We start from the raw sequence: 24,760 nt of genomic DNA on the forward strand, positions 1-24,760 counted from the left end.
GAGCCACCGCCGTGGAGCCCCTGTCCGGCAGCGGGCGGCACCCTTGCGACGCGGGTGCCGCCCGGTGGAACTCAGGCGATCTCGACCAACAGGTCGCCGCCCTCCACCTGCTGGATCTTGTTGATCGCCAGCCGGGAGACCCGCCCGGCCCTGGGGGCGGTGATCGCCGCCTCCATCTTCATCGCCTCGATGGTGGCGACGGTGACCCCGGCGTCCACCTCGTCGCCCTCGGCGACGGTGAGGGTCACCACCCCGGCGAACGGCGCGGGGACATGGCCGGGATTGGCGCGGTCGGCCTTCTCCGTGCTGGGGATCTCGGAGGAGGCCGCGGTGTCGCGCACCTGGATCGGCCGCAGTTGACCGTTCAGGGTGGACATCACGGTCCGCATGCCGCGTTCGTCGGCCTCACCGACGGCTTCCAGCGCGATGAGGAGCCGGACGCCGGGTTCGAGGTCGACCGCGTACTCCTTGCCGGGCCTGAGGCCGTAGAAGAAGTCCTTGCTGTCCAGCACGCTGGTGTCGCCGTAGGTGTCCCGGTGGGTCTCGTACTCGCGCGTCGGCCCCGGGAACAGCATCCGGTTGAGGGTGGCGCGCCGGTCCTTGTCCAGGCCGGTGCGGTCCTCGGCGGTCAGTTCCGGTACGGCCTTGGCGTCGGCGCGGCCCTGGAGCGCCTTGCTGCGGAACGGCTCCGGCCAGCCGCCGGGCGGCGTGCCCAGTTCGCCGCGCAGGAATCCGATGACCGAGTCCGGGATGTCGAACTTGTCGGGCGTCGTCTCGAACTCGTCAGGTGTCACTCCGGCGCCGACGAGGTGCAGGGCGAGGTCGCCGACCACCTTGGAGGAGGGGGTGACCTTCACGAGGTGGCCGAGGATGCGGTCGGCGGCGGTGTACATCGCCTCGATGTCCTCGAAACGGTCGCCGAGGCCCAGCGCGACCGCCTGGGTGCGCAGGTTGGACAGCTGACCGCCGGGGATCTCGTGGTCGTAGACGCGTCCGGTGGGCGAGGCGAGGCCCGCCTCGAAGGGGGCGTAGATCCTGCGGACGCTCTCCCAGTACGGCTCCAGGTCTCCGACGGCCCTCAGGTCCAGTCCGGTGGGCCGCTCGGAGTGGTCGGTCGCGGCCACGATCGCCGACAGGGAGGGCTGCGAGGTCGTACCGGCCATGGAGGCCACCGCCCCGTCCACCGCGTCCGCGCCCGCCTGGATCGCCGCCAGGTAGGTGGCGAGCTGGCCGCCCGCCGTGTCGTGGGTGTGGATGTGGACCGGCAGGTCGAACTCGCGGCGCAGGGCGGAGACCAGCTTCGCGGCGGCCGGGGCGCGCAGCAGGCCCGCCATGTCCTTGACGGCCAGGACGTGGGCGCCGGCGTCCACGATCTGCTCGGCGAGACGCAGGTAGTAGTCGAGGGTGTAGAGCCGCTCGTTCGGGTCGGACAGGTCGGAGGTGTAGCAGAGGGCGACCTCGGCGATCGAGGTGCCGGTGGCGCGTACGGCGTCGATGGCGGGCCGCATCTGGCCGACGTCGTTGAGCGCGTCGAAGATCCGGAAGATGTCGATGCCGGTGTGGGCGGCCTCCTGCACGAAGGCGTCGGTCACCTCGGTGGGGTAGGGCGTGTAGCCCACGGTGTTGCGGCCGCGCAGCAGCATCTGCAGGCACAGGTTCGGGACGGCCTCGCGCAGGGCGGCCAGCCGCTCCCAGGGGTCCTCGGCGAGGAAGCGCAGGGCCACGTCGTAGGTGGCGCCGCCCCAGCACTCCAGGGAGAGCAGTTCGGGCAGGGTGCGTGCGACGACGGGGGCGACGGCGAGCATGTCCTTCGTGCGGACCCGGGTGGCCAGCAGCGACTGGTGGGCGTCGCGGAAGGTGGTGTCGGTGACGCCGATGGTCGGGGAGGCGCGCAGCCAGCGGGCGAAGCCCTCCGGGCCGAGTTCGGTGAGCCGCTGCTTGGAACCGGCGGCGGGTTCGATGCCGGCGACGTTGGGGAGCTTGCCGCTGGGGTCGATCAGCTCGGGCCGCTCGCCGTGCGGCTTGTTCACCGTCACGTCGGCCAGATAGGTGAGCAGTTTGGTGCCGCGGTCGGCGGAGTGGCGGGAGGTCAGCAGGTGCGGGCGCTGCTCGATGAACGACGTGGTGACACGGCCCGCCTGGAAGTCCGGGTCGTCGAGGACGGCCTGGAGGAACGGGATGTTGGTGGAGACGCCGCGGATGCGGAACTCGGCGACGGCACGCCGGGCGCGGTTGACCGCGGTGGTGAAGTCCCGGCCCCGGCAGGTGAGTTTCACCAGCATCGAGTCGAAGTGCGCGCTGATCTCCGTACCGGCGTGGGTGGTGCCGCCGTCGAGGCGGATGCCCGAGCCGCCGGGCGAGCGGTACGCGCTGATCCGGCCGGTGTCCGGGCGGAAGCCGTTGGCGGGGTCCTCGGTGGTGATCCGGCACTGGAGGGCGGCGCCGTGCAGGGTGACCGTCTCCTGCGAGAGTCCGAGGTCGGCCAGGGTCTCGCCGGCCGCGATGCGCAGTTGCGCCTGGACCAGGTCGACGTCGGTGACCTCCTCGGTGACCGTGTGTTCGACCTGGATGCGGGGGTTCATCTCGATGAAGACGTGGTTGCCCTCACGGTCGAGCAGGAACTCCACGGTGCCCGCGTTGCGGTAGCCGATCTCGCGGGCGAACCGCACGGCGTCGGCGCAGATCCGCTCGCGCAGCCCGGGGTCGAGGTTGGGCGCGGGGGCGAGCTCGATCACCTTCTGGTGGCGGCGCTGCACCGAACAGTCCCGCTCGAAGAGGTGGATGACGTTGCCGTCGCCGTCGGCGAGGATCTGCACCTCGATGTGCCGGGGCTCGACGACGGCCTTCTCCAGGAAGACGGTGGGGTCGCCGAACGCGGACGCCGCCTCGCGGGCCGCCGCCTCGATGGACTCCCGCAGCTGCGCGGGTTCCTCGACCCGGCGCATTCCTCGCCCGCCGCCGCCGGCGACCGCCTTCACGAACACCGGGAAGCCGATGTCGTCGGCGGCGGCGACCAGCTCGTCCACGTCACTGGAGGGGGCGGAGGAGCCCAGCACCGGGACGCCGGCCGCACGGGCCGCGGCCACCGCGCGTGCCTTGTTGCCCGTCAGCTCCAGGATCTGCGCGCTCGGCCCGACGAAGGTGATGCCCGCCTCCTCGCAGGCCCGCGCGAGTTCGGGGTTCTCGGACAGGAAGCCGTAGCCCGGGTAGACGGCGTCGGCGCCCGCCTGGCGGGCCGCGCGGATGATCTCGTCGACGGACAGGTAGGCCCGTACGGGATGGCCCGGTTCACCGATCTCGTAGGCCTCGTCGGCCTTCAACCGGTGCAGTGAGTTGCGGTCCTCGTGCGGGAACACGGCGACGGTCCGCGCGCCCACCTCGTAGCCCGCGCGGAACGCGCGAATCGCGATCTCACCACGGTTGGCGACCAGTACCTTGCGGAGCATTACCGTTCCCTTCGGGCTGCCGGTGAAGAACACCATGCTCCCGGCTATACCCCGGCTGTGCCATGCGACCAGGATCACGTTTCGGATGCGTGGAAGGACTCAGCGGGCCTCGGCCGTACTCATACCGGTCCGGGCGAGGTGCCGCCCTTGAGGCGTTCCAGGTCGGACTGGCGCACCTGGATGACCAGGAGGGCGATCAGCGCGGCGATCCCGGCGAAGATCGCGGCCACGACGAAGGCGGACGAGACCCCGGAGGTGAGGACCTCGTCGGACCAGGGACTCGGAAGCTGATGGGTCTCCCGGAAGCGCAGGCGCTCGGCGGGGGTCGCCTGGGACAGGAAGCTCGGCACCTGTTTTTCGGCCTCGTTGGTGCTGGCCGTGCCGAACACCGTGACCAGGATGGACAGCCCGAGCGAGCCTCCGACCTGCTGGGTGGCGTTGAGGAGCCCGGAGGCCGCGCCGGTCTCCGGGGACGAGACATTGGACAGGGCCATCAGGGTGAGCGAGACGAACTCCATGCCCATGCCCAGGGCGAAGACGAGGAAGGGGCCGAGGATGCTGCCCGCGTAGGTGGAGTGGACATCGGTCAGGGTCAGCCAGGCCAGGCCCCCCGCGGCGAGAATCGCGCCCCCCACCAGGAAGGGTTTGGGGCCGAACGTCGGCAGGAACCGGGAGGCCAGCGCCGCGCCGACCGCGATGACCGCGCTGACCGGCAGGAAGGCGATCCCGGTGGCCAGCGGGCTGAAGTTCAGCACGTCCTGCACGAAGAGGGTGAGGAAGAAGAACATGCCGAAGATCGCGGCGGCGAGGCAGAGCATGATGCCGTAGGTGCCGGCACGGTTGCGGTCGGCGAACATGTGCATCGGCGTGATCGGCTGCTGGGACCTGCGCTCGATCAGGATGAACACCGCGAGGACGACCACGGCCCCGGCGAACGAGGCCAGGGTGAGCGCGTCCCGCCAGCCCTCCTGGGCGGCCCTGATGAACCCGTACACCAGCAGGACCATCCCGACGGTGGAGGTCAGCGCGCCGGCGATGTCGAAGTGACCCGGGTGGCGTTCGGACTCCCTGATGTAGCGGGGCGTGGCGAGGGCGATGAGCAGGCCGATCGGGACGTTGACGAAAAGGACCCACCGCCAGTTCAGCCACTCCACGAGCATCCCGCCCGCGAGCAGCCCGATCGCGCCGCCGGCCGCCGAGACACCGGCGAACACACCGAAGGCGCGGTTGCGTTCGGGGCCCTCGCGGAAGGTCGTACTGACCAGGGAGAGGGCGGTCGGGGACGCGATGGCGCCGCCGACGCCCTGGACGGCGCGTGCGGCAAGGAGTTGAGCCTCGTTCTGGGCGAACCCGCCGAGCAGGGAGGCGAGCGCGAACAGCAGCACGCCGAAGATGAACACACGCCGTCTGCCCAGGATGTCGCCGGTGCGGCCACCGAGCAGCAGCAGTCCGCCGAAGGTGAGGGTGTACGCGTTGACGACCCAGGCCAGGCTGGTGGTGGAGAAGTCCAGGGAGCGCTGGATGTCCGGCAGCGCGATGTTCACGATGGTGATGTCCAGGACCACCATCAGCTGACACGAGGCGATGACCAGCAGGGCCATCGCGTTCTTGCCGCCGCCCGGTTCCCCGGTGGCGGCCTGCGGCGCGGAGGTCGGCTGTGGTCTGCTGCTCATGGTGTGCCGTCTCTCGAGGGCTCACGCCCCCGTGGCGCATGGGGGAACGGTGGCATCCACCGTTCGACCGTACGCCGGTGCCCTGACCGTCACCACTCGACGGCAGGGTCCGGGAGGGTCACTCCCAGACCACGACGTTGCGCCGCACCGGCACCGTCGAGGCGTCGGCTGCGAACAGTTCCGGTGAGTGGGCGCGGATGCGTTCGATGTCGTTGAAGACGGCCCTCAGATGGGTGCGCATGGCGGTGCGGGCGAGCGGGACGTTCCCCCCGACGACGGCGTCGAGGATCTCGTGGTGCTGCCTGGCGAACACGGCCGGGGACACGTTCTCGTGCAGACCCAGGCGCCTGGCCCGGTCCAGATGGCCCTTGGCGGCGGCGACGGTGGTCCAGACGTTACCGTGGCCGCTCAGCCGCATCAGGCCGTGATGGAAGGCCTCGTCCAGGGCGAAGAACTCCTCCAGGTCGAGGTCGGCCTGCCGCTGGCGCTTCAGGTTGTCCCGCAGTTCGTCGACGAGCGCGGGGTCGAGTGCGCCGGGCAGGTCGTCGAGGGAGGCGAGTTCCACCGCCTCCCGCAGGAACTGCGCGTCGGCGACCTGCGCCGCGTCCACCCGGGACACGAACGACCCGATCTTCGGGAAGACCTGCACCAGGCCTTCCTGGGCCAGCAGGATCAGGCTCTCCCGCACCGGTGTGCGGCTGACGCCCAGCGACGCGGCGAGTTCGTTCTCCGACAGGGCGGCGCCCGGGGCGAGTTCGAGGGTCAGGACCATCTGACGCAACTTCAGGTAGATCTCGCGCCGACTCGTCGTCCGCCCGTTGGTGTGAGCCATGGGCCCATCGTACGTAGAGCGGCGACACAAGTATTGCCGTACTGCACGACAGATGCTTGTATACAAGTACTTCCCGACCGAGGAGTCGCTATGGGCAAGGAGCCGCTGTGAGCACCATCGAACGTGTCGAGGTCTTCGTCGCCTCCCCCGGCCGTACCTTCGTCACGCTCCGCGTCACCACCACGGACGGTGTGACCGGACTCGGCGACGCCACCCTGAACGGCCGTGAGCTGGCCGTGGCGAGCTACTTGCGCGATCACGTGGCCCCCCTGCTGATCGGCAGGGACCCGGCCCGCATCGAGGACATGTGGCAGTACCTGTACAAGGGCGCCTACTGGCGGCGTGGGCCGGTCACCATGACGGCGATCGCCGCGGTCGACACGGCGCTGTGGGACATCAAGGGAAAGACGGCCGGCCTGCCCGTCCACCAGCTCCTCGGCGGCCGTTCCCGGGACGGCGTGCTCGTCTACTCGCACGCCAGCGGCACCGACGTGCCCTCGCTGCTCGACGATGTCGAGCGCTATCTGGAGCTGGGTTACAAGGCCGTCCGTGCCCAGGCCGCCGTGCCCGACGTCGGGGGGACGTACGGGGTGCGCAAGGGCACCGTGTACGAACCCGCCGCGACCGAGCTGCCCGACGAGCAGCCGTGGGACACCGAGGCCTACCTGGGCTTCGCGCCGACTTATCTGGAGGCCGTGCGGGAACGCTTCGGCTTCGGCTTCCACCTGTTGCACGACGTGCACCACCGGCTGACCCCGATCGAGGCGGCACGGTTCGGCAAGAGCGTGGAGAGCTGCCGGCTGTTCTGGATGGAGGACCCGACCCCGGCCGAGAACCAGGAGGCGTTCCGGCTCATCCGGCAGCACACGACGACGCCGATCGCGGTCGGCGAGGTGATGAACTCGATCTGGGACGTCCAGCACCTGATCACCGAACAGCTCATCGACTACGTACGCACCACCGTGGTGCACGCCGGCGGCATCACCCACCTGCGGCGGATCTTCGACCTCGCCGCGCTGTACCAGGTGCGCACCGGCTCCCACGGGGCGACCGACCTCTCCCCGGTCAGCATGGCCGCCGCCGTGCACCTCGACATCGCCGTGCCGAACTTCGGCATCCAGGAGTACATGGGCCACCCCGAGGAGACCGCGGAGGTCTTCCGTACCGGCGTCACCTTCGCCGACGGCATGCTGCACCCGTCCGAGGAACCGGGCCTCGGGGTCGAGTACGACGAGAAGGCGGCCGAGCGTTTCCCGTACCAGCGGCGCTATCTCCCCGTCGCGCGCCGCCTCGACGGGTCGGTGCACGACTGGTGAGCGCCGACGCCCTGAACCGTGCGGCGCTCCCCGGGCTCGCCGCGGAGCTGCGGCCAGCCGTCGACCCGGCCGGACTGCGCCCCCGTGTCGTCCACTTCGGGATCGGCGCCTTCCACCGGGCCCACCAGGCGGTGTACACCGAGCACGCCGCCGCCCGCTCCGGCGAGCCCTGGGGCATCACCGCGGTCGCGCCCCGCTCGGCGGAGACGGTACAAGCATTGCGGGACCAGGACTGTCTGTACTCGGTCACCGAGCGCCGTCCGGACGGACATCGCACGCGGGTCGCGGGCGCGATCGTCGGCGCGCTGGCCATGGGGCCCGACGCCAAGGCCGTCGACGCCCTGCTCGCCGACCCGGAGGTGACGGTGGTGACGCTCACCGTGACCGAGAAGGGCTACCACCGCTCCGCGTCGACCGGCGGCCTCGACACGGCGTCCGCGCCGGTCGCCGCCGACCTCGCGGCGAACCCCGACGGGCCCCTCGGCACGGTGGTCGGGCGGCTCGCCGCCGGACTGGCGGCGCGGATGCGCGCGGGCGCGCCCCCGATCGCCCTCGTGTCCTGCGACAACATGGCGGACAACGGCGTCGCGCTGGCCCGCGTGGTCCACGACTTCGTCCGTGCCTCCCCCTGGCCGGACCGCACGGAGATCCTGGACCGGATGTCCGGGGCCGTCGCCTTCCCCGCGACGGTGGTGGACCGGATCGTGCCCGCGACGAGCGACGCCGACCGGACGGCGGCCGTCGCCGCGCTCGGGGTGCGCGACGCCCTCCCCGTGACCGGTGAGCCGTACCGGCAGTGGGTGCTGGAGGACACCTTCACCGCGCCCCGGCCGCCCTGGGAGCTCGACGGAGCCCTGTTCGTCCCGGACGTCGCCCCCTACCAGCTCACCAAGCTGCGGCTGCTGAACGGCTCCCACTCCGCCCTGGCCTACCTCGGCACGGCCGCGGGTCTCGCCACCATCGCCGACACCATGGCGGCCCACTGGGGCGAGCGGCTCGTCCGGGCGCTGTGCGCTGAGGTCTCCCCCACCCTCCCCGCAGGCGGCCCGGACCCGGTCGGGTACGCCGACGATCTCGTCGTACGGTTCCGCAATCCCGCGATGCGGCACCTGTTGCGGCAGATCGGCTCCGACGGGTCGGTGAAGATCACGGAGCGCTGGCTGCCCGCCCTGCGTGACCTGCGCGGCCGCGGCCTGAGCACCCCCGTCCTCGAACTCGCCCTCGCCGCCTGGGCCCACGCCACCAGCCGGGCCGACGCGCCCGCCGATCCCGCCGCCACGAAGCTCGCCGCCTGCTGGGGCCCGGCGGCCCGACCCGCGGACACGGTACGCGCGCTGCTACGCGTGCTCGGCGCCGCGGACCTGGCGGACGACGACGCCCTCACCGGCGCCGTCGCCGACCGGCTCCCCGCCCTGCGGGCCGGACGTGTCGAGATCTGAGTGCCCGTCCCCTTCCCCCTTCCCACTCCCCCTTCACACAGCGTCGTCACCGTCCCCGAACAACGGAGTTCACGATGAAGGACAGCGTCATGGCCGCTCAGCAGACGCCTCCTGCCCAGCGCACCACCAGAGATCTGACCCGGGCCGCCGTCTCCGGCTGGCTCGGCACGGCCATGGAGTTCATGGACTTCCAGCTCTACTCGCTGGCCGCCGCGATCGTCTTCAACAAGATCTTCTTCCCGGACGTCAGCCCGGCCATCGGGCTGATCGCCGCGATGGCCACCTACGGCGTCGGGTACGTCGCCCGGCTCGCGGGGGCCGTCTACTTCGGGCGGATGGGCGACCGGATCGGCCGCAAGAAGGTCCTGTTTCTCACCATCCTGCTGATGGGCGCCTCCACCACCCTCATCGGGGCCCTGCCGACGTACGCCTCGATCGGCATCCTCGCGCCGATCCTGCTCGTGGCGCTGCGTCTGGTGCAGGGGTTCGGCGCGGGTGCCGAGATCGCCGGGGCGACGGTGATGCTGGCCGAGTACGCGCCCGTGAGGCGGCGCGGCCTGATCTCCTCGCTGGTGTCGCTCGGCACCAACTCCGGGACGCTCGCCGCCTCCGGCCTGTGGGCCGTGCTGCTCGCGGTGCTCAGCGAGGGGCAACTGCTCTCCTGGGGCTGGCGGTTGCCCTTCCTGCTGAGCTTCGCCCTGATGATCTTCGCGGTCTGGCTGCGCCGCAGCCTCAAGGAGAGCCCGGTCTTCGAGGAACGCCCGGACGTGGTGGACGGGGTGGCGCTGGCCCGCGACGAGGTCGAGTCCGCCATCGCCACGGCCGATGAGCAGGAGGGCAGCGTCCTGGCGGCCGGTATCCGCCAGCGGAAGGGCAAGGCGTTCTTCCTCGCTCTGGGACTGCGCTTCGGCCAGGCGGGCAACTCCGGGCTGGTGCAGACGTTCCTGGTCGGCTACATCGCCACCAACCTGACGGTCGGCCGGTCCGTCCCGACGGACGCGATCGTGTACGGCTCGCTGGTGGGCTTCGCCACCGTGCCGGTGATCGGCCTGCTGGGCGACCGGTTCGGACGCCGCGCGGTCTACCTCGTGCTCTCGCTGCTGACCATGGTCCTTGCCTTCCCGGTGATGCTCCTCATCGCCTCCGGCTCGACGCCGGGCGTGATGCTCGGCATGGTGCTCGGTCTGAACGTCGGAGTCCTCGGCCTGTTCTCGCTGGAGAGCGTCACGATGGCCGAACTCTTCGGCTCCCGGACCCGGTTCACCCAGCTCGCGCTCGCCAAGGAGATCGGCGGCATCCTCGCCACCGCGATCGGACCGGTCCTCGCGGCCACCCTCACGGCGGTCACCGGCAGTTGGTGGCCCATCGCGGCGATGCTCATCGTCTACTCGCTCATCACCTGCGTCAGCGCGTACCTCGCGCCCGAGACCCGCGGACGTGACCTGGTCCGCCTGGAGGAAGCCGTATGAACACGATCACCGAAGGAGCCCCGGTGCGAGCGGCGTTGGGAGACCACCGGATGAGGGCGGTGGTGGTGCACGGTCCCGGCGATGTGCGCGTCGACGAACGGGCCCGGCCGGTACCGGGCGCGGGCGAGGTGCTGCTGGCCATGGAGTGGGGCGGGATCTGCGGGTCCGACATCGCGTACTGGAAGAAGGGCGCGTCCGGAACCGCGGCGCTCGCCCACCCGCTGGTGCTCGGGCACGAGGTCGCCGGCCGGGTCGCCGCGCTCGGCGCCGGGGTCACCGGCCTCCACGAAGGGCAGCCGGTGACCGTCCACCCGGCTCAGCTCGTCGGTGACGGTGTGCTTCCCGACCGCATCGCCGGACGGACCAACCTCTACCCGCGCGTCCGCTACTTCGGCTCGGCGGCCTTCGAACCGCACACCGACGGCGGGTTCAGCGAGTACCGGACGGTCGCGGCACCGCAGATCCGGCCCCTGCCGGACGGTGTCGGCACCGAACAGGGCGCCCTCGCCGAGCCGTTGGCGGTCGCCCTGCACGCCGTGGGCCGGGTCCCCGACCTCCGGGGACGTACCGTGCTGGTCAACGGCTGCGGCCCGATCGGCTCCCTGGTCGTCGCCGCCGCCCGGCACCGCGGCGCGGGCGGGGTCGTCGCCGCCGACCTGTCGTCCTCCTCGCTCGCCGTCGCCCGCGCCATGGGCGCCGACGAGACCCGCGACCTGTCCGGCGGCGCCGCGCTGCCCCAGGACGTGGACGTGGTCTTCGAGGCGTCCGGCGCCCCGGCCGCGCTCGGGCCGGTGCTCCGGGCCACCGCCCGGGGCGGCACCCTCGTCCAGGTCGGCAACCTGCCCGGTACGGCCGCGCCGGCCGTCCTCGGTGACCTGGTGACCCGGGAGATCACCTGGATCGGCTCGTACCGTTTCGTCGAGGAGATCGACGACGCGCTGCGCGCCCTGCGGGACGGCCTGGACGTGACCCCGCTGATCACCCACCGCTTCCCGCTGGAACGGGCCGAGGAGGCACTCACCGTCGCAGCCGACCCGGGCAGCGGAAGCAGCAAGGTCATGCTGCGCCTGACCGACACGTGACGCCCGGCGGGCCGCTTGGCGGGCGGGCGCCGGTTCGTGGGGGCGGACACGTGACCGGCCCGTGGGGACCGTCGCCCCCTGAGGCCGGTCACGTGTCCGCCCAGCCCCCGTACCAGGCACGTTTTGCACAAGTCCGCGCTACGCCCCCCCGTACACACTCACCTACCGTCCGCCAGGAGACACACACCCGTGCCACCCCCTCACCTCACCGTCGACCACCAGGAGCAGACGCCCGACGTCGTGTGCGTGGGCGAGACGATGGCCGTGCTCAGTCCGCCGGACGCCCGACCGCTCGCCGAGCAGCCCGCGCTCAGCCTCGGCATCGGGGGCGCGGAGTCCAACGTCGCGTGCGGGCTGGCCGGGCTCGGACACCGCGCCGCCTGGATGAGCCGTCTCGGTGACGACCCGTTCGCCCGCCGCATCCTCGCCGAACTCACGGCGCGCGGCGTGGACGTGAGCGGTGTCGAGACCGATCCGGGAAGCCCCACCGGGGTCTACTTCAAGGACCCCGGCCCGGACCACACCCGTACCCACTACTACCGACGCGGATCGGCCGCCAGCGGGATGGGACCCGACCTGGCCCGGCATCCCGCCCTCCGGCAGGCCCGGATCGTGCACCTGTCGGGCGTCGCCGCGGCCCTCTCCGACACCTGCGCACAACTGCTGGAGGCACTGCTCCTCGGCCGCGACGACGCCACCCGTGGACCGTCCGTCTCCTTCGACGTCAACCACCGCCCGGCGCTCTGGCGCGACAGCACCGCGGGCGCCGCACGGACCCTGCTGACGCTCGCCCGCGCCGCCGACATCGTGTTCGTCGGACGGGACGAGGCCGAGGCGCTGTGGGGCACCGCCCGCCCGGACGACATCGCGGACCTGCTCGGCTCCGCGCCCGTCGTGGTGGTCAAGGACGCCGAGCACGGCGCCACCTCGTACGCGGGCGGTGTCCGCACGTTCGTGCCCGCCCTGCCCACCGAGGTGGTCGAACCGGTCGGCGCGGGCGACGCGTTCGCGGCCGGTTACCTGGCCGGAGTGCTGGAGTCCCGCGACGAACGCTCCCGGCTGCGCCTCGGCCACCTCGCTGCCGCCGCCGCCCTGCGGACCAGGGACGACGTTCCCGTCATGCCCCCGCGCGCGGGGACCGCACGACTGCTCGCCGTGGACGACGACACCTGGGCCGCCACCCCGCCTCGTCCCTGAGGCCACCGTGGGTTGCCCACACGGCGCCGCGTAAAAAAGGCGACTGACAGAGCTGATCGCGAGCGGTAGGCTCCGCCGCGATGACGACTCAATCTGTTGACAGATCGGGGGTCCCGTCCGCGCAAGGTGAGTGCTGATGCTCACTCAGATCGCGAACGGGAATCCCCGCCTTTCCCTGTGGCTGCGCGTGCGCGAGTTCGCCGTGCCGCCCTCCATGATCGCGACCGCGACCGCGCGCCGCCGCGCCGGCGACTGGGCGGGGGCGTGTGCCGCCGCCGGTGTCGATGTCGATGTCGATGTCAGTCTGCGTTCCGTGGCGCGCGCCCACGGCCATGACCTCGCGGGCCGGGTCCGGGCTGACCTCCGCAGACTGGCCCCTGACCTGCTGCGCTGGCACATGCCGAGGATCGCCCCCGACGGGATGCTGCGCCCCGGCCTGACGCTCTCCCTGGCTCGTTACGACGCCGTGGGGCGGACCGGCTCCGGCTCGGTGCACCTCGTGGCCCGGACCCCTCCGGCCTGGGCGGACGCCGGTCAGCGCATCAGCCTCACCCTGTGGGACGGCTCCCGCACCGAGGGCGGTGCCTGCCGCCATCCGCATCCCCGTCCCAACCGCCGGTTCCGACTCGACCTGCACCGCCACCTGTGGGACGCGAGCCGAAGTGACGAACTGCGGCTCCGGTCCGGGGCCGACCAGCTGCCCGGAGACCTTGCGGCTGCGCCCGGGACAGCTGATGGAGGACTACCTTCGTCAGTTCCGGCTCGGACCGGGGACGCAGGACCTGGCCTGGCTGGACTGCGGGAGCGGCGCCGACGGGCTGGACCGGGAGTGGATCGGGGACCCGACGGCGCGCACGGGCTCAGCGCGCAGGAACAGGACGCGGTCCGGTTCCGGGTGGCGCAGGGCATCTCCGGCCGCCCGGGTGACGCCCCGCGGGGATGGCAGCGGTGGGCGGAGGAGGCGTTCCACCCGCCGCAGCCCTGGCGGGACCTGCTGGGAGCGGCGGTCCGCGCGGCGGCCTCCGGCACCGGGGCGGGCGAGGACTACACGTACGGCCGGCCGTCGCGCCGCTCGGCCTCGATGCCCGGCGTCGTGCTGCCGAGCCTGCGCCGCCGCCCGCCTCAGGTGTCGGTGGTCATCGACACCTCGGGGTCGGTCAGTGACGTCGAACTGGGCAGCGCGCTTCTGGAGGTCGCCGCGATCGCGCGTGCCGTGGGCGGCCGTCGGGACCTGGTCACCGTGGTTCCGTGCGACGCGGCGGCCCGGATCGTGCACCCGCTGTGCCGCGGCGAGGGAATTCCGCTGCTGGGCGGCGGCGGCACGGACCTGCGCACCGGCTTCGCCAAGGCGCTCCGCGCGCGGCCGACGCCCGATGTCGTCGTGGTCCTGACCGACGGCCAGACTCCCTGGCCGGCCACCCGGCCGCCGTGCCGGACGGTGGTGGGCCTGTTCCCCCGGCATCACCGGTCCTGGGACGAGGACGACCCCGACTACGAACCGGACACGCCGCCCGACTGGGCACGCGTGGTCGACATCGGATCGGCTCCCGCGGGCCGGTGAGTCATGATGGAAGGGGCAGGGACAGGACTCGGCACCTCCACGGTGCGAAGGAGACCGGACCATGACCATTCATCCCGCCGAGCAGAGCATCCGCAGCACCCCGGAGGGGCTCCTGTGGGAGCCCAGTGAACGCTGGGTGCGCGGGCGCAAGGGCGATGTGACCGTCGTGGACAGCAGGCACCCGGTCCTCGTCTGGGAGCCCGGCGTACCCGTACCGCTGTACGCGTTCCCGCGCGAGGACGTCCGCGAGGATCTGCTGCGCCCGGCCGAGCGGCCCCCGACGGGCAGCCACACCGGGTCGCGGATCTTCTACGACCTCACGGTCGGCGGAGTGGTGGTGGAGAACGCGGCCTGGACGTTCCCCGCCGAGGACCTGGCCGGTCACATCGCCTTCGAGTGGTTCAGGCACTGGGACAGCGGTCTCGACCACTGGTACGAGGAGGAGGAAGAGATCTTCATCCACCCCCGTGACCCGCACAAACGCGTGGACGCCCTGCCCAGCGGCCGTCACGTCCAGGTGGAGGTCGGCGGTCTGCTCGTCGCCGACACCCACCGGTCGGTGCTGGTCTACGAGACGGGTCTGCCGACGCGGTACTACATGCCCCGGGCGGACGTCCGGCTCGACCTGTTCGAACCCACCGACCACAGCACCGGCTGCCCCTACAAGGGCGTGGCCTGTTACTGGACCTGGACCGGGCCGGGGGATGTCCCGCGGAACATCGTCTGGAGCTACCCGGACCCGTTGCCGCCGGTGGCCGCCGTGCGGGGGCTCCTGGCCTTCTACAACGAGGCCGTGGACATCACCGTGGACGGCGAGCGCCGGAGCCGTCCCGTGACACCGTTCACGGAAAGCCTCAAGGTCTGAACTCCGGGCCGTGGAACGCCTTATGGCGCGGAAACGTTCGATCACCCGGCCCTGTGCCCCGTAGGCTCGACATCGTTGATCGACGAGGACTGTGGCGGCGAGCGTGCCGCCGCCTGTGCCGGGGGCGGGAACTTGACGCACGACAGTGAACTGATCCGGCCGTTACCGGAACTGCTGAAGGCGCACGCCGAGGCGTCACCGTCACGCGTGGCGTTCGCCGACGGTCATCGCGCCGTCACCTACGCCGAGTTGGAGCGGCGCACCGGCCGGTTGGCCGCCCACCTGGCCCGGACGGGGCTTCGGCGAGGCGACCGGGTCGCGATCTGCCTGGGCGACCGCGTGGAGTTGGTGGAGAGTGTCCTCGCCGCCGTCCGGGCGGGGGCGGTCGGAGTGCCCCTCAACCCCCGGTCGTCCGACGCGGAACTCGCCCACTTCCTCGAGGACAGCGACGCCTCGGTCCTCGTCACCGACCCGTCACACCTGGCCCGGCTGCGCCGCCCGGGCCCCGGGCACCGTCGTACGCGCGTCCTGCTCACCGGCGAGGACTCCGCGGGCTCACGTTCCGATCCCATGGACCCGCCCGACGGCGCCGTCCTCTTCGAGCAAGTGGCGGGCACCGAGCAGTCCGATCCGCCCCGGGACGACCTCGGGCTCGACGAGCCGGCCTGGATGCTCTACACCTCAGGCACCACCCACCGCCCCAAGGGCGTGCTGTCCACCCAGCGGGCCGCCCTGTGGTCGGTGGCGGCCTGCTACGCACCGCTGTTCGGGCTCTCGTCCGAGGACCGGGTGCTGTGGCCGCTCCCGCTGTTCCACAGTTTCGGGCACTCCTTCGCGATCCTGGGCGTCACCGCCGTCGGTGCGAGCGCCCGCATCAGCGGCGGCCTCCTCGCGCCCGGCGGCCTGTGGGAAGAACTCCGCGCGCCTGGTCCGGCACTGGGCGGCCCGTACACGGTGCTGGCCGGGGTGCCCGCCACATACCACCAGTTGACGGCGTCGGCCGGTGAGGCGTTGATTCCGGCGCGTCTGCGGACCTGTGTCGTGGCGGGCGCGCCCAGCGCGCCGACGCTGCGTCACCGGGTCGAGGAGGTGCTCGGGGCGCCGCTGCTCGACGCGTACGGCAGCACCGAGACCTGCGGCATGATCGCGGTCAACCGTCCGGACGGTCCCCGGATCGACGGTTCCTGCGGGCCGCCGGTGCCGGGCATGGAGGTACGGATCGTCGACCCCGGCTCAGGCGACGAGGTCGCGGACGGGGCCGAGGGCGAGATCTGGGTGCGCGGGCCGAGTCTGATGACCGGATACCACCACCGGCCCGAGGAGACCGAGGCGGCGCTGCGGGACGGCTGGTACCGCACCGGGGACCTCGGCCGACGCGTCGACCACGGCCATCTCACCCTCACCGGCCGGGTCAGCGAACTGATCATCCGCGGCGGGGAGAACATCCATCCCACGGAGGTCGAGCAGGTCCTGCTGCGTTGTCCCGGTGTGCGGGACGCGGTGGTGGTGGGCCGGCCGCACGATGTCCTCGGCGAGGTCCCAGTGGCCTATGTTGTCGCCGGGCCGGACGGCGTGGACCCGAGGCGGGTGCTGGCCGAGTGCCGTGCCCGGCTGGCCCCCCACAAGTGGCCCGTGGAGATCCTGGAGATCGCGGCCGTACCGCGTACGGCGTCCGGCAAGATCGCCCGGCACGCGGTCCTGCCGGAACTGGCCAGGCCCACGGACCCCGCCCCGCTCCCCCCTTCCGCCGCTACGGCGACCGACGGGGCCCTGCGCCGGCGGCTGCTGTCCCTGCCGCCGGAGGGTCGGGAGCGGGCCCTGCGGGCGGCGGTCCTCGCCGAGGCGGCGGCGGTCTGCGGCAGCGGACCGGGCGAACGACTCGACGGTGACCGTCCCTTCACCGATCTCGGGCTGACGTCCGCGGGCGCGGTCACACTCATCGACCGCCTCAGTGAGGCGACCGGGCTTGCGCTGCCCTCGACGCTGGTCTTCGACCACCCCACGCCGGACGCGCTGGCCCGGCGGGTGCACGAGGCCCTCTTCGCCCCGGTGTCCACGGCGTCGCCCGAGGTGCGGACGGCGGAACCCGCGGACGATCCGGTGGTGATCGTCGCGATGGGCTGTCGCTGTCCCGGCGATGTCGACTCCCCCGAGGACCTGTGGCGGCTGGTGTCGGAGGGCCGGGACGCGATCTCGGACTTCCCCACCGACCGGGGCTGGGACCTGGCCGCCCTGTACGACCCCGACCCGGACCGGATCGGCACCTCCTACACCCGCAGCGGCGGATTCCTGCACCGGGCCGCCGAGTTCGACGCGGGTCTGTTCGGGATCTCGCCGCGCGAGGCGCTGGCCATGGACCCACAGCAGCGGCTGCTCCTGGAGACCTCGTGGGAGGTCTGGGAGCGGGCCGGCATCGACCCGGCCGCGCTGCGCGACAGCGACACCGGGGTGTTCGTCGGCGTGATGCACGGCGACTACTCCGCCCGCTTCACCCAGCACGAGCTGGAGGCCCACCTGGGCCTGGGCTCGGCCGGGAGCGTGACGTCCGGGCGGATCTCCTACGTGTACGGTCTGCGCGGACCCTCGATCACGGTCGACACCGCCTGCTCGTCCTCCCTGGTCGCGCTGCACTGGGCGGCGCGGGCACTGCGCTCGGGCGAGTGCTCGCTCGCTCTGGCCGGCGGGGTCACGGTGATGGCGACACCGAAGCCGTTCACCGCGTTCAGCCGCCAGCGGGGGCTCGCTCCCGACGGTCGCTGCAAGTCGTTCTCGGCGACGGCGGACGGCACCGCCTGGGGCGAGGGCGCGGGACTGGTGCTGCTGGAACGGCTGTCCGACGCCCGTCGCCACGGTCACCCGGTGCTGGCCGTGCTGCGCGGCTCCGCGGTCAACTCCGACGGCGCCTCCAACGGACTGACAGCTCCCAACGGGCAGGCCCAACAGCACCTGATCACCCAGGCGTTGGCCGACGCGGGACTCGGACCGCAGGACGTGGACGCGGTGGAGGCACACGGCACCGGAACCTCGCTCGGCGACCCCGTCGAGGCGCGCGCCCTGCTGGCCACCTACGGCCAGGGACGGGGTGAGGACCGGCCGCCGCTGTGGCTGGGCTCGGTCAAGTCCAACCTCGGGCACACCCAGGCCGCGGCAGGGGTCACCGGGGTCATCAAGATGGTGCAGGCCATGCGGCACGAGGAGCTTCCCCGGACCCTGCACGCCGAGACACCCACCCCGCACGTCGACTGGTCGGCCGGCCGGGTGGAACTGCTGACCGAGGCCCGCCCGTGGCCGGCGACGGACGCCGGTCCGCGCCGGGCCGGTGTGTCGGCCTTCGGCATCGGCGGGACGAACGCGCACGTGATCCTGGAGGAGGCGCCCCGAGCGCCTGACTCCCCGGCGCGAGCCGCGTCGGCACCAGTACCCGTGCCGACGCGGGAGCCGGAGAAGGTGCCGGTTCCCTGGCTGCTCTCCGGCGCCGACGAGGCAGCCCTGCGGGCCCAGGCACGCGAGCTCGCGGCCCGTCTCTCGTCCAGGCCCGACCTCTCGGCTGCCGACATCGGTTTCTCCCTGGCCGTGTCGAGGTCGGCGCTCACCCACCGGGCGACGGTGCCGGCCGATGACAAGGACCGCGCACGGGCCGCGCTGACCGCGCTCGCCGAGGGCCGGGACACCGTCGGCACGCTGCGGGCCGTCGCGGATCCGGGGCTGCGCACGGCTTTCCTGTTCACCGGCCAGGGAGCCCAACGTGCCCGCATGGGCACCGAGTTGAGTGCGGTGTTTCCCGTCTTCGCGACCGCGTTCGAGGAGGTCTGCGGGGAGCTGGACGACCGTCTGGAACGGCCGCTGGGTCCGGTGCTGTCCGCCGCGCCCGGTACGGCGCAGGCCGCCCTGCTCGACCGTACGGACTTCACCCAGGCGGGTCTGTTCGCCTTCGAGGTGGCGCTGTTCCGGCTGCTGGAGTCGTGGGGCGTGCGGGCCGACTTCCTGTCCGGCCACTCCGTGGGGGAACTGGCCGCGGCCCATGTGGCCGGCGTACTGGACCTGCCCGACGCGGCGGCACTCGTCGCGGCCCGCGGTCGGCTGATGCAGGGCTTGCCCGCGGGCGGGGCGATGGTCTCCCTGGACGCGACGGAGGAGGAGGTGCTCGCCGCGCTCGCGGACGCCGCCGGCCAGGGCGCTGGGCCGGAGATCGCCTCGGTCAACGGCCCGCTCTCGGTGGTGATCTCCGGCGCACGGGACGCGGTGCTGGCCGTCGCGGCCCGGTTCGAGGCGCGCGGCCGCAGGACGGTACGCCTGCGGGTCGCTCATGCCTTCCACTCGCCCCTGGTCGAGCCGATGCTCGACGACTTCCGCCGTGTCGCGGAGGGACTCGACTTCCGGCCACCGCGGATCTCGGTGGTCTCGGCCCTGACGGGTCGTCCGGCCGGGGCGGCGGAACTGTGCTCCGCGGAGTACTGGGTACGGCACGCCCGGCGGCCGGTGCGGTTCGCCGACGCCGTGCGATGGCTGGGCGACAACGGGGTCTCGGCGTTCCTGGAGGTCGGCCCCGGTGCCGCGCTCACGGCGGCGGCCGAGGACTGCCTGAGCACTCCGGACGACACCGGTCCGGTGTTCGCGGCCGCGACTCGCGGCGGCGAGCCCGAGCCTCGGACGTTGGTGTCCGCCGTGGCCCGCCTCCATGTGCGCGGGGCGCGCGTCGACTGGCCCGCGGTGTTCGAGGGGTCCGGGGCGCGGCGGGTGGACCTGCCGACGTACGCCTTCCAGCGACGGAGGTACTGGCTCGACGCGCCACGCGGCCCGGCGCCCGCGCGGGACGCCCAGGGTCATCCGCTGCTGGGCCCGGCGTTCACCGTGCCGGACACCGACCGGACGGTGTTCTCCGGTCCGCTCTCCCGTACGACCCATCCCTGGCTCGCCGATCATGTGGTCGCCGGGTCCGTCCTCGTTCCCGCGACGGTGTTCGTGGAGTTGGCCGTTCGCGCGGGCGAGGAGGTCTCAGCCGGCGGGCTCGACGAACTCGTGGTCCTGGCCCCGCTGGTCCTGCCCACGGCCGGGAGCGTACGCGTCCAGGTGGTGGTGGGCGGCCCGGACGACTCCGGCCGTCGCCCGGTCGACGTCTTCGCACAGTCCGACGAGCCCGCCGCCGGGCCCCACGCACCCGAGGCCGCCTGGATCCGGCACGCCTCGGGGCTCATCGGACCGACGACCGGACCGGCCCCCACGGCCACCTCGTCCACGGAACCGTCGGTGTGGCCGCCGCGGGGCGCGACCGAGGTGGACCTCACCGACGCGTACGAGGGCCTCGCGGACGGTGGCCTGGCGTACGGGCCGGCCTTCCGAGCGGTACGGGCGGCCTGGCGGCTCGGTGACGACCTGTTCGCCGAGGTACGACTGCCCGAGGCGGAGTCGTCGGACGCGAACCGGTTCGGGATCCATCCGGCGCTGCTGGACGCGGCACTGCACGCGTCCGTGCTCAGCGGCGCGGAATCCGGCGCGATCCGCGTGCCGTTCGCGTGGAACGGCGTACGGCTGTACGCGGCGGGCGCCTCGGAGGTACGGGTCCGCGTCTCCCCGGCCGGGACGGACGCGGTCTCGGTGACGCTCGCCGACCCCGCGGGCCTACCGGTCGCGGAGGTGGCGTCCCTGACCACCCGGGAGATGCCGTCCGCGGCGGACCACGACGTGGTACGCCGCGCGCTGCTGCGGCCCGAGTGGATCACGGCTGATCCGGCCGGCGGCGAATCCCGCGCCGGCACCGGGCCCTGGGAGCTGGTGGGTGAGGACGGGCTGGACCTGCGCGCGTCGATCCCCGAGATCACCGCCACCGGCACCGGCACCGGCACGACCGGACCGGACATCGTCGTCGTCACCGCCGTCCATCCGGCCGCGGACGCCGATCCGCTGACCGCCGCCCACGAGTTGACCGCCAGGGTGCTCCGCACGGTGCAGGACTGGCAGGAAGACCCGCGTACGGCCGGGGCCCGTCTGGTCGTGGTGACGCGGAACGCCACCACGACGGAGCCGGATCTGGCCGGTGCGGCGGTGTGGGGGCTGGTGCGCACGGCGCAGTCGGAGCTGCCCGGGCGGGTCGTCCTCGTCGACGTGGACGGACGACCGGAGTCCTTGCGGCTGCTGCCCGGGGCGGTGGCCACTGATGAGCCCCAACTGTCCGTCCGCGCAGGGCGGTTCACCGTGCCCCGACTGTCCTCGGAGAGCGCCACCGGGGACGCCGGGGCCACCGGCTCCGGCCGGTTCGGTGCGGACGGCACCGTGCTGATCACCGGCGGTACCGGTGCACTGGGCGCGGAGCTCGCCCGCCATCTCGTCGCCTCGCACGGCGTACGACACCTGCTGCTGACCGGACGGCAGGGGCCCGGAGCGCCGGGCGCCGAGGAACTGCGCGGCGAGCTGGCGGAGTTGGGTGCCGAGGTGCGGATCGTCGCCTGCGACGCGGGCGACCCTACCGCGCTGGCCGAGCTGGTCAAGGGCTGTACGCCGGCGCTGACCGCCGTGGTCCATGCCGCCGGGGTGCTGGACGACGGCGTACTGGCCGCCCTGACTCCCGAGCGGATGGGCGCGGTGCTCCGGCCCAAGGCGGACGCGGCCTGGCATCTGCACGAGGTGACCCGGGACCTGGATCTGTCGGCGTTCGTGCTGCTCTCGTCGGCGTCCGGGCTGCTGGGACGCGCCGGTCAGGGCAACTACGCGGCGGCGAACTCCTTCCTGGACGCCTTGGCCCACCACCGCACCGCGCTGGGGCTGCCCGCGCTGTCGCTGGCGTGGGGACCGTGGAACTCCGGCGGGGGCATGGCGGCGGAACAACTCCGGGAGCGGGACGGGAAGTACGACGACGTGGTGAGAGCGTTCACCGTGGAACAGGGCCTGGCGCTGTTCGACGCGGCGCTGCGCCTGGACGAGCCCGTGCTGGCGCCCGTCATGCTGGACCGCGCCCGTCTCCGGGACGCCCCGGCGCCGCTGCCGCCGCCACTGCGCGGAGTGGTACGCCCACGCGGGCCCGCGGCCGCGGCCGGACCCGCGCCCGGAGCGGAGCAGCCGTCGGAGCCGGGAGCCTGGCGGAAGGTGCTGGCCGCGCTGCCCGTCGCGCAACGGGTGGACGCGCTGGCGGAGTTGATGCGCGCGGACGTGGCGGCCGTGCTCGGCCACCCGGACGCCGACGCGTTGCCCGTCGGCAGGTCCTTCGCCGAGCTGGGTTTCGACTCCCTGATGGCGGTGCAGGTCCGTAACCGACTGAGCATGGCCCTGCGGCTCAGGCTGCCGGCGGCCGTGGTCTTCGAGCACCCGACGGCCCACCAACTGGCCCGCCACGTACTCGGCCTGCTCGACGACCTGCCCGCCACTGCCGAGGAGAACGAGGGGCACGAGGGTCACGCGGAGCACGCACCCGGGTCGGCCCCCGCCCCGGCGGAGGACCGGCCCGCGCGGACCCTGTCATCCCTCTACCGGCAGGTCTGCGAGGCCGGTCAGGTGGTCGACGCGATGCGCATGCTGGTCACGGCGTCCTGGGCGGTACCGACGTACGGCCCGGCCGAAAGCCGGGCGTATGCCCTGCCTCCGCTGCGGCGCGCCGAGGGGCCCGGCGGGGGCCCGGTACTGGTGGTCTTCACCGGGTACCATCCGCCGTTCGCCGCCCCGGGCGGGGAGTGGGCCCGTTTCCACGGCTGCTTCCAGGGCGAGTTCGACGTCCTCGAGCTCCCGCACCCCGGCGTCGGTGCGGGCGGGGCCGTACCGGCCGACCGGGAGACGCTCGCCCGGACCCACGCCGAGACGGTGCTGCGGCACGTCGGCGACCGGCCGTTCGTCGTCGTGGGCGTCTGCACCGGAGGCGCCGCCGCGCACGCCGTGACCCGGCGACTCGAAGCGGTGGGGTCGGCTCCCCTCGGGCAGGTGCTGCTCGACACGTACCTCATCGACGACGGCAACAGCGACAAGGAGTGGCTGCTGTCCCTGCCCGCCGTCATCGCGCCCCGGCTGGGCGGTGACCAGTTCACCGGTGACGAGGACAGCGGGGTGGCCGCGCTGGGCGCGTACACCCGCATGTTCCTCGGCTGGGAGCCGGAACCCGTCCACACCCCCACCCTGCTGGTCCGCGCCTCGGAGCCGACCCCGGCGATGGCAGCGGGCGCTGAGCCCGACGAGTGGCCGACGTCGTGGCCACTTCCGCACACCGTCGTCGATGTGCCCGGCGACCACTTCTCGTTCCTCCAGGACCACGCCCTCAGCACGGCGGCGGCCGTGCGCACCTGGATCGGCTCGCTCAGCCGTCCGGGCGCGCGCTCGGCGCCGGCCACGGAAGGAGACCGGTGAATCCCCTCGGTGAGCGGACGGCGTCGGAGGAGTTCGACGTCGTCGTCGTGGGCGGCGGCCCGGCCGGTGCCACCGCCGCCACCGCCGTCGCGCTGCGCGGCCACCGCGTCCTCCTCCTCGAACAGGAGACGTTCCCCCGCTACCAGATCGGCGAGTCGCTGCTGCCCTCCACAGTGCACGGGGTGTGCCGCATCCTCGGCGTGGAGGACGAGGTGGCCCGGGCAGGCTTCAAGCCGAAGCGGGGCGGAACGTTCCGGTGGGGCCGCAACCCGGACCCGTGGCAGTTCTCGTTCGCGCTGTCTCCCCGGCTGGCCGACCCGACCTCGTACGCCTACCAGGTCGAGCGGTCCCGGTTCGACGCGATCCTGCTGGACAACGCCCGCCGGGTCGGCGTGGACGTACGGGAGGGATGCCGCGTCACCGGCGTCCTGGCCGACGAGGAGCGGGTGCGGGGCGTCGGCTGGGCCGGACCCGGCGGCGAGGTCCGCGAGGCGCGGTCCCGCCATGTCGTGGACGCCTCCGGGAACGGCAGCCGGATCCACAGCGAGGTCGGCGGCCGGCGGACGTACTCCGACTTCTTCCGCAACCTCGCGGTGTTCGGCTACTTCGCGGGTGGCGCCCGGCTCCCGCGCCCGAATGACGGCAACATCTTCTGCGTCGCCTTCGACGAGGGCTGGCTGTGGTACATCCCGCTGCGGGACGACCTCACCAGCGTCGGAGCGGTCGTGAGCAGGGAGAACGCGGCCGAGATCCAGCGGGACCCGGAGACTGCCTGGCGGCGGATGATCGACGCGTGCCCCGAGGTGAGGGACCTCCTGCACGGGGTGCCCCGGGCCACCGAGGCGCCTTACGACCGGGTCCGGGTGCGCCGGGACTGGTCGTACTGGAAGTCCAGGCTGTGGCGGCCCGGCATGGTGCTGGTCGGCGACGCGGCCTGCTTCGTCGACCCGGTGCTGTCCTCCGGCGTGCATCTCGCCACGTACGGCGCCCTGCTGGCGGCCCGTTCCCTCAACAGTGCCCTCGACGGAACGCTCCCCGAGGACCGTCTGTTCGAGGAGTTCGAGGCCCGCTACCGGCACGAGTACGGCCTCTTCCACGAGTTCCTGGTCGCCTTCTACGACCTGCACCAGGACGAGCGTTCGTACTTCTGGCAGGCGCGCAAGGTCACCCACGTCGGGTCGACGGAGCTGGAGGCGTTCGTGGACCTGGTGGGCGGACTGGCCTCCGGCGACCCCTCCCTCGGCGGGCCGGCGGCGGGCTCCCGCCTCGCGGCGGCCTCCTCGGGGCTCGACGAGGCCGTGGGCCGGCTCCCGGACTCCGACGGCCTGCGCAACCCGCTGTTCGAGTCCGCCACCGTGCGTCAGGTGTTCCAGGAGGGCGCTGTCCTCCAGGAGCGCGGTGTCTTCGGCGGCCCGCTGGAGAATGAGTCACCCGTGCGGCCGGGCGGCCTGGTGGCCTCTGAGGACGGGCTGACCTGGGAGGAGCCCGGCCAATGAGCCGGCCGCTGAGTCCGGCGCGGGTTCGGCGCGGGTTCGGCGCGGGTTCGGCGCGGGTT

12 protein-coding genes are annotated in these 24,760 nt (G+C 72.9%); 9 read left to right on the plus strand and 3 right to left on the minus strand.

All coding sequences use genetic code 11. The features are described from left to right. Positions 1 to 71 precede the first annotated feature (71 nt). The 3 genes from ABZ027_RS20475 to ABZ027_RS20485 form a co-directional block, all read right to left on the minus strand. Positions 72 to 3,446 (minus strand): pyruvate carboxylase, encoded by a 3,375-nt coding sequence (locus ABZ027_RS20475; protein WP_356770213.1) that lies wholly within the window; start codon positions 3,444 to 3,446, stop codon positions 72 to 74. Positions 3,447 to 3,565: 119 nt separating this feature from the next. Continuing rightward, positions 3,566 to 5,047, minus strand: coding sequence for an MFS transporter (locus tag ABZ027_RS20480; RefSeq protein WP_356770308.1), 1,482 nt, complete (start codon positions 5,045 to 5,047; stop codon positions 3,566 to 3,568). 190 nt (positions 5,048 to 5,237) lie between these two features. Further along, entirely contained in the window at positions 5,238 to 5,951 is a 714-nt protein-coding gene (locus ABZ027_RS20485) for a GntR family transcriptional regulator (RefSeq protein WP_356770215.1), read from the minus strand. A gap of 107 nt (positions 5,952 to 6,058) precedes the next feature. Here ABZ027_RS20485 and manD point away from each other — a divergent pair, with 107 nt between their 5' ends. The 9 genes from manD (at position 6,059) to ABZ027_RS20530 (ending at position 24,701) form a co-directional block, all read left to right on the plus strand. After that, positions 6,059 to 7,267, plus strand: coding sequence for a D-mannonate dehydratase ManD (gene manD / locus ABZ027_RS20490; RefSeq protein WP_356770217.1), 1,209 nt, complete (start codon positions 6,059 to 6,061; stop codon positions 7,265 to 7,267). Continuing rightward, complete coding sequence (locus ABZ027_RS20495; RefSeq protein ID WP_356770219.1) at positions 7,264 to 8,706, plus strand: mannitol dehydrogenase family protein; 1,443 nt, start codon at positions 7,264 to 7,266, stop codon at positions 8,704 to 8,706. The genes manD and ABZ027_RS20495 overlap by 4 nt, the downstream gene beginning before the upstream one ends. Positions 8,707 to 8,780: 74 nt before the next feature. Continuing rightward, positions 8,781 to 10,175: an MFS transporter gene (locus ABZ027_RS20500; RefSeq protein WP_356770221.1), complete on the plus strand. Its 1,395-nt coding sequence runs from the start codon at positions 8,781 to 8,783 to the stop codon at positions 10,173 to 10,175. Further along, on the plus strand, positions 10,172 to 11,257 hold the full coding sequence (locus tag ABZ027_RS20505) for an L-idonate 5-dehydrogenase (RefSeq protein ID WP_356770223.1): 1,086 nt from the start codon (positions 10,172 to 10,174) through the stop codon (positions 11,255 to 11,257). The genes ABZ027_RS20500 and ABZ027_RS20505 overlap by 4 nt, the downstream gene beginning before the upstream one ends. 189 nt (positions 11,258 to 11,446) lie before the next feature. After that, positions 11,447 to 12,454 (plus strand): sugar kinase, encoded by a 1,008-nt coding sequence (locus ABZ027_RS20510; protein WP_356770225.1) that lies wholly within the window; start codon positions 11,447 to 11,449, stop codon positions 12,452 to 12,454. Between the two features lie 136 nt (positions 12,455 to 12,590). After that, the gene (locus tag ABZ027_RS20515) at positions 12,591 to 14,015 is read left to right on the plus strand and encodes a VWA-like domain-containing protein (protein ID WP_356770227.1); all 1,425 of its coding nucleotides are present in this window, start codon (positions 12,591 to 12,593) and stop codon (positions 14,013 to 14,015) included. 61 nt (positions 14,016 to 14,076) lie between these two features. Next, a complete protein-coding gene (locus tag ABZ027_RS20520; protein WP_356770229.1) occupies positions 14,077 to 14,880 on the plus strand; it encodes a DUF427 domain-containing protein in 804 nt (267 codons plus the stop codon). A gap of 132 nt (positions 14,881 to 15,012) precedes the next feature. Next, complete coding sequence (locus ABZ027_RS20525) at positions 15,013 to 23,205, plus strand: type I polyketide synthase (RefSeq protein WP_356770231.1); 8,193 nt, start codon at positions 15,013 to 15,015, stop codon at positions 23,203 to 23,205. After that, positions 23,202 to 24,701 carry a tryptophan 7-halogenase gene (locus ABZ027_RS20530; protein ID WP_356770233.1) on the plus strand — a complete coding sequence of 500 codons (1,500 nt, stop codon included), beginning with the start codon at positions 23,202 to 23,204 and terminating at the stop codon, positions 24,699 to 24,701. The genes ABZ027_RS20525 and ABZ027_RS20530 overlap by 4 nt, the downstream gene beginning before the upstream one ends. Positions 24,702 to 24,760: the final 59 nt, after the last annotated feature.

The organism is Streptomyces sp. NPDC006332, from assembly GCF_040612855.1.
In the GTDB taxonomy this organism is placed as follows: Bacteria; Actinomycetota; Actinomycetes; order Streptomycetales; family Streptomycetaceae; genus Streptomyces.

Bases quoted from the DNA above. Each gene is read 5' to 3' on its own strand.
- ABZ027_RS20485 (WP_356770215.1), bottom strand. From the start codon at position 5,951: ATGGCTCACACCAACGGGCGGACGACGAGTCGGCGCGAGATCTACCTG.
- ABZ027_RS20500 (WP_356770221.1), top strand. From the start codon at position 8,781: ATGAAGGACAGCGTCATGGCCGCTCAGCAGACGCCTCCTGCCCAGCGC.
- ABZ027_RS20480 (WP_356770308.1), bottom strand. From the start codon at position 5,047: ATGGCCCTGCTGGTCATCGCCTCGTGTCAGCTGATGGTGGTCCTGGAC.
- ABZ027_RS20475 (WP_356770213.1), bottom strand. From the start codon at position 3,446: ATGCTCCGCAAGGTACTGGTCGCCAACCGTGGTGAGATCGCGATTCGC.
- ABZ027_RS20520 (WP_356770229.1), top strand. From the start codon at position 14,077: ATGACCATTCATCCCGCCGAGCAGAGCATCCGCAGCACCCCGGAGGGG.
- ABZ027_RS20515 (WP_356770227.1), top strand. From the start codon at position 12,591: ATGCTCACTCAGATCGCGAACGGGAATCCCCGCCTTTCCCTGTGGCTG.
- ABZ027_RS20505 (WP_356770223.1), top strand. From the start codon at position 10,172: ATGAACACGATCACCGAAGGAGCCCCGGTGCGAGCGGCGTTGGGAGAC.